The organism is Hyphococcus formosus (assembly GCF_046736345.1).
Lineage (GTDB): Bacteria > Pseudomonadota > Alphaproteobacteria > Caulobacterales > Parvularculaceae > Hyphococcus > Hyphococcus formosus.
Window position 1 is genome coordinate 666,450 of the sequence record NZ_CP157210.1, and the last position, 11,686, is coordinate 678,135.

Below are 11,686 nucleotides of genomic sequence, written 5' to 3' on the forward strand. Positions count from 1 at the left end.
CGGGCGATCATCGATAAAAGTAGCCGAACGAACAACATAAAGAGGTTTCATGACCGAGAACCTGACAATCGTTGATCATCCATTGATCCAGCATAAGCTGACGATTTTGCGAAACAAGGATACCCCGACAGCTCATTTTCGTCAGGTGATACGAGAGGTCGCCATATTGCTCGGCTGTGAGGCCACAAAGGATTTGCCGCTTGGCAATATCGAAATCGAAACCCCGCTTGAAGCGATTAAGTCGCCTTATCTAGAAGGCAAAAAACTTTGTTTTGTATCCATTTTGCGTGCCGGAATCGGATTGCTAGATGGTCTGCTTGATTTGATACCCTCGGCCCGGGTCGGTCATGTCGGGATGTATCGTGACCACGAAACATTGGAGGCACACCGGTATTACTTCAAAACACCGGACGACCTTGGTGGTCGACAGGTCATTATGGTTGATCCAATGCTGGCAACCGGAAATACGGCCATTGCCGCCGCAACAGAATTAAAAAATGCGGGCGCGTCGGCACTAAAGTTTATGTGCCTTGTCGCGGCACCAGAAGGCGTCCGTGCGTTTAACGCGGCACATCCAGATGTGCCGATCATCACCGCAGCGCTCGACCGAGAATTAAATGATCGCGGCTATATCTTGCCGGGTCTCGGCGACGCGGGTGATCGAATTTACGGAACCAAGGGCTAAACGCCGGTATCTGCTTCGTGGCTTATGCCCTCAAGCTCTTTGGGAATGTAATTCTCGTCATGCTTGGCCAGAATAGTTTCGGCGACGAATACGCCCTCCGCATTGAAACGGCCTTGGGCGATGACGCCTTGTCCCTCCCTAAAGAGGTCGGGCAAAATCCCTGAATAGATGACAGATTTCGTTGCGGTGCCGTCGGTGACTGTGAAGGCGATTTCAAGCCCTTCGCCGTGAGAAACACTTCCGGTTTCGACCAGTCCACCAAGACGGATGCGGGTATCGGGCGGTATCGCAGCGATTTCCGCCTCGCTAGGCGTATAGAAATAAGAAATATTCCGTTCGAGCGCAGCAAATACGAGCCATGCTGCCCCGGCCAGCAAAACTGCGCCGATCCCGATAATTCCTAGTCGCCGGTTACGATGAATTGGTTTCATAGGTGGTTTTTATCGCTTTCTGAGGGGCGGGACAAACGCCTTCGGGACGGGCCGATTGTCGCGCGCGGCTTGCCTGATGGCGGGAACTTGTCCAAATGTGGGGGCTAACTTACCGAGAGAACAGCCCGGAACGCATGGAATGGAGCCTTACGCTCACCCGATAACACTGGAAGCGACTGATGTCGGGTGTGATCGCGCTGGCATACCGGTCGTGCGCGGCGTGTCATTCACGCTCAAACCGGGGCGAGCAATTCAGCTTTTCGGCCCCAATGGGTCCGGGAAGTCGAGCATGCTTTCGATGTTTGCAGGCCTCATACCCCCAACGGAGGGCGAACTTGCATGGCATTCGGATGGGGACAAGCGTGCTAAACCATTTGATGGAATGACTTTGTTTATCGGTCACGAAACAAGTGTAAAACTCGCGCTCACAGCCAAAGAGAATCTTCAGTTCTGGACGCAGTTATACGGGATAGAAAAACCGCGTCGCGACGAACGAATAAGTCAGGCGCTTGACCTTGTTGGTGCAAGCCATTTTAGCGACATACGGACCGGCAGATTATCAGCGGGGCAGCGCCGCCGAATTGATCTGGCGCGCGCGGCAATTGCCGACCGACCGATCTGGCTTCTGGACGAACCAGCGGCGGCCATTGACGCGACCGGCGTGGCGGTCATTGGTCGGATGATTGAAAAACATCTCGAACAAGGCGGAATTGCGATTGTAGCGACACATGACGAGCTCGGTTCGAAATTCGATCGGCTGGAGCTAGGCCGATGACAGCGCTCCTCGCCATATTGCGCCGTGACTTTGTTCTGGCCTTCCGTTCAGGCGGCGGATGGTTTTACGCATTGTTTTTCTTTGCGGTCTTTACTGCTTTGTCAGCGATTGCGTTTGGCCCGTCGCTCTCTGCGCTCGCAATCGCGGCCCCAGCAACGCTCTGGTTGGCGATTGCATTATCGGTGCAATTTTCCGCGGCAGATCTGTATGAAAACGATATACGCGATGGATCTTTGCGGGTAATCGCCGCTGAACAACCAAGCCTACTCAGCTATTGGGGGGCGAAGGTTTGCGTTCTGATGATAACCGCAGTCGTTCCGATGATTGCTACCGCGCCGTTCTTTTTGACCATGCTCGGCCTCAGTTTTGGGCAAGGCGTCATTCTGGCGATCATTCTTTTCATGGGCGCGCCCGCATTGGTATTTATCGCCGTAATGACGGCGGCGCTCGCAAGTGGTCTGCGGGCAGGTGGATTGCTCGCGATGATAATAGCCGTCCCGTTCTCGGTTCCTGTCCTCGTTTTTGCAGTCCGCGCGTCTAAAAGCGTATTGGCGAGCAGCGGTCTGGTCACGCCAGAAAGCTTGATTTTATGCGCTATAAGCTTGTTTATGGCAGTTTTGACGCCGGGATTTACCATCGCCGCCTTGCGCGTCAGTCTTGAATAGAAAGTGGATTATGTGGAGCCGATTTTCCAATCCTGCGAAATTTGAAGAAATGGCCCGCATTGCGGGGCCAATTTCGCTCGGGCTGTTCATCGTTACCGCATTGATCGGACTAGGCGGCGGGCTGTTTTACTCACCGCAGGATTACCTTCAGGGCGAAGCTGTAAGAATGATGTATGTGCATGTGCCGGCTGCGTGGATGGCCATGGGTGCATATTCATTTATTGCGGTAATGAGTTTGGTTGCCTTTGTCTGGCGGCACACACTTGCGGATATTGCTGCGCGCTCCGCTGCTTTGCCAGGCGCTGTTTTCACGGCTTTAGCGTTATTTACCGGTGCTGTCTGGGGCAAGCCGACTTGGGGCGCATGGTGGGTTTGGGACGCGCGCCTGACGTCGATGCTGATTTTGCTTTTTACCTATTTTGGCTATATGGCGATTTGGCAATCCGTACCCGAACAGGTCCGGGCTGCGCGGTTCGCCCGTATTTTGGCGCTTGTGGGGTTTATCAATATCCCGATCATAAAATTTTCGGTTGAGTGGTGGAATTCGCTTCATCAGCCCGCGAGCATTTTACGCGCTGACGGGCCGACAATTCACCCAACTATGCTCTTACCGTTATTTGCGATGATCATCGCTTACACGGCTCTGTTTACGTGGCTGGTGTTTCTTGAAATGCGAACGAGCCTGCTTCGACAACAGATCGAAAAACGCTCCATTAGAGCGCCGAGCCGACCGGTGAATATTTCGGTAGGGGACGAATAAATGTTTGGTGCTCACACCCCTTATATCATTGCGGCCTATGGCGTTTCATTTGTGTTGATCGCCGGATTGATTGTGCTTCGATTACGCAATTACCGGAAAGCAAAAGAAGCCGCGAAGCGCCAAGATATCCACTAAGGTTTCGGCCCTTCGAGCATCCAGAAAAGTGCCTTGGTCAGACCGATCGGGAATGTGGATTTGTGGGTTGCGCCGGGAATGATCTCGGAGCGCACTTCAAGGCCGTCATAATTTCGGCTTTTCAAATCTGAGACAAAACGCATTTGATCTGCCACCATGTTCCGGTCACGTCCGGGATTTGTTTCCAGTTCCCCAACTGCAAAATAAACGCGCGCAGGCATTTTTATATAGAGATCGTAGCTTCGCCCTAAATTCTGCGAGGCAATGGTGCGTACGATACTGCGCGGCACTTCGTAAGCTGGCCACTCAGTATCGTTCGCGATTGCTGGTGTGTTCACGAAAACGGCAAGCGCAATGATGCTCGCAACCAGCTTTATAAGTTGCATTGGCAGGCCCTTAGGTGGGAAAGTCAGTTTAGCCAGCGGCTTTTTTGGCTTCTTTAATTTTCGCTTTCAGGGCGTCTTCGTTGAAACCAACAAGAACATCCGCATAGCTACCATCGACTGCAGCGATGATAAAGGCGGGTGTACCATCAATACCAAGAGCCGAGGCGAGGGCGTGATTATAGGACACCATGTCCGGTATATGCTCAGATTCGATCGCGGATTTCATTTCTTCGACATCGAGCTTTTGCGCACGCGCAATCGATTCAACACGTTCTTTGCTGAGCGTGCCATTTGTATCGAGCAAGGCGAAATGAAGGTCAAGGAACTTGCCTTGCGCTCGCGAGGCAAGCGCCATCTCCGCGGCGTAATCTGACTCTTCTTTCAGGATTGGTAGCTCCCGGAAAACGATTTTTACATCCTCATCAGACTCGAGCAGTTTTTTCACCGGCGCAGCCGCGCGCTTACAATATGTACAATGATAATCATACATTTCGATAATCGCGACTTTGGCTTTTTCCGGGTTTTTCCCGGCAACAAAGCTTGTTGCTGGGTCAAGAAGTGCGGGCAGATTTTCAATTGCGGCCTGACGGGCGCTTTGTTCTTCGGCTAAGCGCTGCTCCATGGCGAAGCGATTAACCGCGTCAATGATGACGTCTGGATTCTCGAGGATATAGGCGCGGATAAGTGCGTTCAGCTCTTCTTCCTGCTGCTCAGTGAATGAGGTTGTGACTTTTTCTTTCGGCGCATGCGATGCGTTTTCGTCTGACTGAGCAGATGAAAACCCAACGACTATCGCGCCAAGTGCAAACGCCCCAGCTAAGGCAGTACCAATTGCGATCCGTGTAGGCGTTAGCATGTTATCTCCTATAAATCCTGAACAGGTGAGTATCTGACAATAATGTCGTTTTCTTATTCAATGATAATGGGGTCCGGCACATCCGGCTTTTCGTTTTTAGGTTTCGGTGCCGGTAGTGGCGCGGGAGCGCTCGTCGTTTCGCTGATATCGTCTGCCGCCGGGAGCGGGGTTGTGCTTTCTGCGGGCTGGGTCGCGAAAACAATATCGGCCGCGTGTCGCCAATCCGGTGAACCGCGTTTCAATCCGCTCATCGCGCGCAGTGCAAACTGATTTGCGTCCTGTTTCGCGCCTGCCTGGAAACGCGACTCGGCGGTTGCAAGATTTGCCATCGCCTCGTTGCCCTGTTCGCTATAGGCGCGAGCGAGTTCGTACCACGCAAAACCATTATCGCGTTCAAGGATGGTCGCACGTTTTAATTCTTGTTCTGCTTGTTTGATCTTGTCCGGTTCGCCGCTCGCTAATAATGCGCGCCCAAGATTGATGCGCAATAGTGCGTTATCGGGGAGGAGGTCGACGGCCATTTGGTGCGGGGCAATGGCTTCGTTCGTGCGCCCATACTCAAATAAGATTTGTCCCTCAAGCTCGTGGAAGTAAGGGTAGTCGGGCCGCTTTTCGGTTAGCGTACGGACTTCTTTAAGTGCTTTTTCAATGTCGGAATAGCGGTAATAGGCGACCGCACGGGCGTAATGCGCAGGTTCCGATTGATCCGAAAGCGGATATTTCACTAATGTTTCGTTTGGATCATGAAGAAAGCCCATGATCTTCGCCTGAATAAGGCGATAGCGCGCGATTTCCTCTGGTGGGTCTTTAACGTCGAAATAGGGTGATTTTTCTGCGCGCTCGGTTAGGGCTGTCAGGCGTTCATTCGCGAGGGGGTGGGTGAGGAGATAGGGATTGATCCGCGCGCCGGTGATGATTTGGTAATTGCGGACCCGGCTCCATAATTCCATTGCGCCTTTGCTCGACTGGCCGAGGCGGTCAAGATAGGTAATTGATGATTGGTCAGCCGTCGCTTCCTGGCTGCGGCTATATTTCAGGTAATTGGCAACGCCGACATTCTGACCCAAGCCCATAAGGCCGATACCGGCCTCAGGTGCGCCAGCTGCAATCGCGCCAGCCGCAAGCAATAGACCCAATAGCATCGGGCGACCCGCATTCGCCATTGCTTCGGCGGATCGCGTTGAATGCCCCCCGGCGAGGTGTCCTGCTTCGTGGGCAATTACGCCTTTTAATTCGTTCGGCGTTTCAGCGAACGTAATCATCCCGGTGTTTACGCCCATATACCGACCGCCAGCAAAGGCATTCATGTTTGGGTCATTGACGAGAAGAATTTCGATTGAACTAGGATTGAGGCCGGCTGCCTGAAAAATCGGCCGTGAATAATCATCGAGCATCTTCTCGATTTCCGCGTCGCGCAGAAGAGAAATTCCCTGCGCATTTGCAACCGGGCCACTTAACGCCGTCATTGCTGCTGCAATACTGGCTAGCGCTGTTTTTACTCGCGATTTTTTTCGAACACCAAACGAAGACATGCCTGTTCCTTCTGCACGCCCCCCTAGTTTAAACGCGCTTTGCGGCAATTTCGAGATGGTAGAAGCGCAATGCCGGATTGGTGAGCATGCGCTTCTGCCATCGATCCCCTAGGCGTCGCTTCCGCGTCGCCACCAACCCCGTTTCTTGGGTTTCGGTTTCTCATTTTCAGTTGAATTAGAAGCGCTTTCCTCTGGACTGTCTTGCGTCTGTGGATCGGCTTCTTTCTGCTCTACGGTGTCCTGATTGCCATCGTGACCATTCGCACCATTCTGCGGTGGGTGCGCGCCATTGGTTTTGACTTCCGGTTCTGCCGCGACCTCAACCTCTGCCTCTTTGGCGGTGGTTTTTGGTTCCTCAGCAGGTTGATCGTCTGACTTTTTATCGGCGCTGTCATCGGCTTGGGCACTTTCAGCCTGAGCGGATTCTGCAGAATCGTCCGACGACGCGGCTACACCGGTCTCGTCATTGGACTCGCTGGTATTTTCGTTGTTGCGGCCACGACGGTTACGGCGTCCGCCACGCCGTCCGCGTCGACGGCGCCGGCGGCCTTGTTCTTCTTCACCGTCTTTCGATTGTTGTTCGTCACTATCATCCGATGCGTCGGTGGTTTCGCTCGTCGCATCAGCATCTGATGACTGGCTATCGCTGGCCTGTGCGCTGGTGTCTTTGTCCTTGCGACGACGACGACGGCGACGTTTTTTCCGCTCGCCGTCCTTTTCTTCACTCTCGCTTGCTTCATGCGTGGGATCTTCCACCGCTTCGATCATGTCGGTTTGATCGGCCTGAATAACTTGTGCAACTTCCGACCGCTCGCGCGGTGTGCCGCTTTTCTCGATGTCGTAATCATCGCCCGCACGATCCGTATTCGGAATCATTTGAACCGTAACGCCGTAATGATCTTCGATACGTTTCAACCAGTCACGATGATTGTTGAGAACATAAACAGTGACATCAAGCGATGCATGGGCTGACAGAATTCCCGCTTTGCCCGAAATTGCTTCTGCTTCGAGGGCGCGCAGAATACGTAACGCAGCCATTTCAGCGGAACGAATAACACCCGCACCGGCACAAGTCGGGCAGGACTGTGTCGTGCCATCAATAATGCCAGAACGGCGACGTTGCCGCGACATTTCGAGCAATCCAAAATTCGAGATGCGACCCAATTGGATACGCGCGCGGTCATGTTTGACCGCATCTTTTAGTGCCTTTTCAACCTTGCGATTATTCTTCGGCTCTTCCATGTCGATGAAATCAAGCACGACAAGGCCAGCAAGGTCACGCAGGCGGAATTGACGCGCGGCCTCATAGGCGGCTTCGATATTCGTCTTTAACGCCGTTTGTTCAATATTCCGTTCGCGGGTGGCGCGTCCGGAGTTGACGTCGATTGCGATGAGCGCTTCGGTCTGATTGATGACAATATAGCCGCCAGACTTGAGGCGTACTGTCGGCTGATACATACCATCAAGTTGTGCTTCGACACCGTGTTTGAGGAATAACGGCGCTTTATCTTTGAATGGTTGCACGAACTTTGCGTGGCTCGGCATCAGCATTTTCATGAAGTCTTTGGCTTCACGATAACCGGCTTCGCCTTCGACCAGAACTTCCGAGATATCTTTGTCATATAGATCGCGAATCGCGCGTTTGATCAGGCTCGCTTCTTCGTAGATGAGGCAGGGCGCGATCGATTTTAGCGTCAGGGTACGAATGTTTTCCCAAAGCCGTAATAGATAATCATAGTCGCGTTTGATTTCGATCTTTGTACGTTTCGCGCCCGCTGTGCGGATAATCAGCCCCATGCCCTGTGGCACATCAAGACTATCAACGACACGGCGTAAACGGCGGCGATCCGTAGAATGAGGAATTTTGCGCGAAATGCCGCCGCCACGTGCCGTGTTAGGCATCAATACACAATAACGACCGGCCAAAGACATATAGGTTGTAAGCGCCGCACCTTTATTGCCGCGCTCTTCTTTAACAACCTGAATTAACAGGATCTGACGGCGCTTAATAACTTCCTGGATCTTATAATTGCGCAGGAGGTTCGCGCGTTTGCGTTTTGCTTCTTTATAACGCTCAAACAGGGCCTGGCGGCTTTCTCCGTTTTGGCCGCTGGCGTCATCCTGTTCGGCTTCGTCGCTTTCTTCTGCTTCGTCAGCGTCGTCGTTGCTGACTTCTTCGTCATCCGCAGCTTCGACAGTTTCATTCGCAGAAACTTCTGATGCTTCTCCGTCGTCGGAATGCTCCTCAGAAACATTTTCAGTTTCCTGCGCTGTGACTTCGGTGGATCCTTCCGTGTTTTCGTCAGAAGCGGATTCGTCTGAAGGGACTTGATCTTCTTTTGTCAGTTCAAGCGTATCTTCAGATGTTTCTTCTTTGGCAGCTTTGACCTTGCCGTCTTGGTCTTCTTCGCCGTCCTGTTCTTCTTCCTCTTCTTCGTCGCGATCAGGCTCAGCGATTTCATCCGTAGGATCATCGTCGCTATCCGATTCGTCGCCGTCATCTGAAGAGAGGTCATCATCATCCGCTTCTTCATCATCGGAAGCAGACCGAGCCTTTTTCTTTGGCTTTTCGTCGTCTTGATCGTCGTCGTCATCGCCGCGTTGGGTCAGTTCCAACTGCGCTGCGAGTTCAACCACTTCGGCTTCAGCCTCTTGGAGGGCCAGCCGATCAGAAACAGGGATTTGATAATAATCCGGATGGATCTCGCTGAACGCCAAAAAGCCATGGCGATTTCCGCCATATTCAACGAAAGCGGCTTGGAGAGATGGTTCAACACGGGTGACCCGTGCGAGATAGATATTGCCTCTAAGTGGCTTGCGAGATTCGGATTCGAAGTCGAAGTCTTCGACTTTGCCGTTGTCGAGCACCGCAACGCGCACCTCTTCCGGGTGGGCCGCGTCGATCAGCATCTTTTTTGTCATTTTTTGTAGCTCCGCAATGTGGCGGCGAGGCCGGCACATTGGTTTTGTTAGTTCGCTGGAGCATAGACGCGCGCAAATCCCCGCTCACCCGCAGGGCGGTGTCGGAAAAGATATGGGCGTTCGTTGTCATCAGCGAATGATGTTTCCTTGCCGGAGGTTCCGGCGGTTCTTGGTGGCGCAGGCTGCGCCTTTAAATTTTGCTGGTGCTGTGCGCACCAAATGCTCCTCGCGCTTCGGATCAACCGATTTCGCGGGCCGGCGGACGGAGCTGCCGGCGTTAAGTTTCTGAAAAGTGGGGATTATTCCTGCTTTTCCGAAAAATTCCTCTCAATGTGCCTATATATAGGCATTAATTCCTGAAATTTGCTTTCCGAAATCACTTTCATCGCCATTTTCTGATCTGGCTGATGTGATTGCAGTTCGCAAGTCCTTTTTGACAATGCCTGAGTGCGGGGAAAAAGAAAACCCATGCTTAACACCGACTCAGTGTTCCCTATATGCGGCGTCGAAATATTAATGCTCCGTTAACGCTAGCGAAATCATATTGCGCTAATTACAAACCCCGCTACGGATTAGGGCGATTTTAGTGAGGTGCGGCGTTAATATTGGCTGGCAATCAGCGAGCTGCGCGCGCGTGTGGATGGGTGTAATGGCTTTAGTCATTGAAATCGTTAAATTATTTCAGCGCTCGCGCAGCATGTTCGCTGGCGGCGTTCTTTGCCTTTTTGCGATTTTCTTTGCTGGCGGCGTGAGCGCCCATGCCGCAGAGCTGAAAAATGTACGATTCGGCCCCAATAAAGACGCGACTCGGGTGGTTTTCGATATAAACGGTGCGCCTGAATATCAGGTGACGGGCGACGATGACGGTCTGGGACGACTTTATATTGATTTCGCTTCGCTGGAATTATCCGTATCGGAAGCCGCTTATAAGCCGGGAAAAGGTCACATTGCCCGTTATGGTTTTGCCCGGAAGGGTGAAAACGGTACCCAAGCTATCTTGGAATTCAAAAAAACGGCTAAAATCAAAGAGGTATTTGTCCTCGAGCCTAAAGGTAATGTTTCACATTACCGGTTGGTTGTGGACTTGGAGACCGCGAGTAAATCTGCGTTTCTAGCAAGCCTGCCTGAAGTCTATGGCGATATCGGCGCTGTCATTGAGCAGGTCATTGCCGAAAACGACCAAGGTGATCCAGCGCCTACGATAAATTTGGCGGAAAACGACAACGTACCGCCGGCACCTTCGTTGAAAACGGTGCGCGAACCTGTCGAACAGCCTGCCGCGACGAAGCCAGATCGAAAATTGACGATTGTGATCGATCCCGGACACGGTGGACGCTATCCCGGCGCGACGGGGCCGGGCGGCACGCTTGAAAAGACGGTGACCATGGCGGCGGCGTTGGAATTGTCAAAAATCCTGAAACAGCGCGGGCAATATGAAGTCGTTCTTACGCGCGAGTCCGATGATGATCCCCGGATCAAGCGGAGCCAGAAGGACGAACTCGCCCGGCGGGAAGCATTGGCCCGTGAGGCAGGCGCGAAGCTCTTTATCTCACTTCATGCTGATGCTGTGGCGCAACCCGATCTGCGCGGTGCATCCGTTTATACCCTGTCGAATGAAGGATCGGCGCGCTCTGCGACCTTGGCTAAATCCGAAGGAAATTACGCGAGTTATGGCCTTGAGCTTCGCAAATTTGATCCGGTGGTGGGCAGTATTCTGCTCGATAAGGCGCAGGACACAACGCTGACCCAGTCGTCGAAATTCGCAGAGATTTTGATCGATAATCTTGCTGGCAAAACCCCAATGCTAAACCGTTCACACCGTAAAGGTGATCTGCGCGTTCTGCTAGCGACCGATGTTCCTGCAGTATTGCTTGAGATGGCGTTTATCTCGAACCAACACGACGAAATTAACCTGCGGTCCAAAAACTGGCGCAAGCGGACAATGACCGCGGTCGCGGACGCGATCGATGAATATTTCAGTGAAGAATATGTTCAAAGGCATGCTGGACTTTCAAACAGCGCTGCGAATTAGCCAAATCCTGTCGAAAATGAGGGATTTGCAAGGATATTGCGCCTCGCTGTTGCCGAAATTATGCGATAGAACGATATTTGGTTTCGCGTCTTCGGCGCGTTCATATTGTCGTCAGAAGGTAAAAGGGGACGCGTTACGGAATTGGGGGAGCGCAATGCTTGACCTGTCCGAGGCGTATTAGCGGATGAGTGATCATAAAGACGACCGAAACGGTAACGGGCCGAACGAGCCTTCTGCGCATGATCGTGACGATTCGAATTGGGACGACACGGCGTCGGCAGAGGATGTTAGGGAGCGCGAGCCCGATGATGCGATTGAACATGATATGTTCGGTGATGAAGACGCATCGTTTGAGGACGATCCCGAAGATTACGAAGACGAGTTGGTCCTCGGCGACCTAGATGAAGACGTCGACGAGAGCGACGTTGTTTTGACCGAAGAGGATGAGGCGGAGGAGCCGCCAATTGCTGCGCCCCTCGCAGCGCCACGGCGTGCGACCCCGAAGGC

Annotated in this window: 11 protein-coding genes; 6 read left to right on the forward strand and 5 right to left on the reverse strand. The window is 52.7% G+C overall.

Going from position 1 to position 11,686, the window contains the following annotated elements:
- The first annotated feature begins 49 nt into the window (after positions 1-49).
- Positions 50-685: a uracil phosphoribosyltransferase gene (upp, locus tag ABFZ83_RS03045; RefSeq protein WP_411817958.1), complete on the forward strand. Its 636-nt coding sequence runs from the start codon at positions 50-52 to the stop codon at positions 683-685.
- Here the strand turns inward: upp and ccmE are convergent.
- The gene (gene ccmE / locus ABFZ83_RS03050; protein ID WP_411817959.1) at positions 682-1,116 is read right to left on the reverse strand and encodes a cytochrome c maturation protein CcmE; all 435 of its coding nucleotides are present in this window, start codon (positions 1,114-1,116) and stop codon (positions 682-684) included. The two genes, upp and ccmE, sit on opposite strands and share 4 nt — an antisense overlap.
- A gap of 139 nt (positions 1,117-1,255) precedes the next feature.
- On the opposite strand from ccmE, the gene ccmA reads away from it, so the two are divergent.
- From ccmA to ccmD, 4 genes are read left to right on the forward strand one after another with little or no spacing between them, the layout of a single operon-like run.
- Positions 1,256-1,891, forward strand: coding sequence for a heme ABC exporter ATP-binding protein CcmA (gene ccmA, locus ABFZ83_RS03055; protein WP_411817960.1), 636 nt, complete (start codon positions 1,256-1,258; stop codon positions 1,889-1,891).
- Positions 1,888-2,556: a heme exporter protein CcmB gene (locus tag ABFZ83_RS03060; protein WP_411817961.1), complete on the forward strand. Its 669-nt coding sequence runs from the start codon at positions 1,888-1,890 to the stop codon at positions 2,554-2,556. Before ccmA ends, ABFZ83_RS03060 begins: the two co-directional genes overlap by 4 nt.
- Before the next feature lie 10 nt (positions 2,557-2,566).
- Entirely contained in the window at positions 2,567-3,316 is a 750-nt protein-coding gene (locus ABFZ83_RS03065; protein WP_411817962.1) for a heme ABC transporter permease, read from the forward strand.
- Positions 3,317-3,451, forward strand: a complete 135-nt coding sequence (gene ccmD / locus ABFZ83_RS03070; protein ID WP_411817963.1) for a heme exporter protein CcmD — start codon at positions 3,317-3,319, stop codon at positions 3,449-3,451. It abuts the gene before it with no gap.
- On the opposite strand, the gene ABFZ83_RS03075 is transcribed toward ccmD, so the two are convergent.
- The 4 genes from ABFZ83_RS03075 to ABFZ83_RS03090 form a co-directional block, all read right to left on the reverse strand.
- On the reverse strand, positions 3,448-3,837 hold the full coding sequence (locus tag ABFZ83_RS03075; RefSeq protein WP_411817964.1) for a hypothetical protein: 390 nt from the start codon (positions 3,835-3,837) through the stop codon (positions 3,448-3,450). The two genes, ccmD and ABFZ83_RS03075, sit on opposite strands and share 4 nt — an antisense overlap.
- A 28-nt stretch (positions 3,838-3,865) precedes the next feature.
- Positions 3,866-4,693 carry a DsbA family protein gene (locus tag ABFZ83_RS03080; protein WP_411817965.1) on the reverse strand — a complete coding sequence of 276 codons (828 nt, stop codon included), beginning with the start codon at positions 4,691-4,693 and terminating at the stop codon, positions 3,866-3,868.
- Positions 4,694-4,746: 53 nt separating this feature from the next.
- Positions 4,747-6,225: a M48 family metalloprotease gene (locus tag ABFZ83_RS03085; protein ID WP_411817966.1), complete on the reverse strand. Its 1,479-nt coding sequence runs from the start codon at positions 6,223-6,225 to the stop codon at positions 4,747-4,749.
- Between the two features lie 108 nt (positions 6,226-6,333).
- Positions 6,334-9,147, reverse strand: coding sequence for an Rne/Rng family ribonuclease (locus ABFZ83_RS03090; RefSeq protein ID WP_411817967.1), 2,814 nt, complete (start codon positions 9,145-9,147; stop codon positions 6,334-6,336).
- Between the two features lie 649 nt (positions 9,148-9,796).
- Here ABFZ83_RS03090 and ABFZ83_RS03095 point away from each other — a divergent pair.
- A complete protein-coding gene (locus tag ABFZ83_RS03095) occupies positions 9,797-11,179 on the forward strand; it encodes an N-acetylmuramoyl-L-alanine amidase (protein ID WP_411817968.1) in 1,383 nt (460 codons plus the stop codon).
- Positions 11,180-11,686 lie beyond the last annotated feature (507 nt).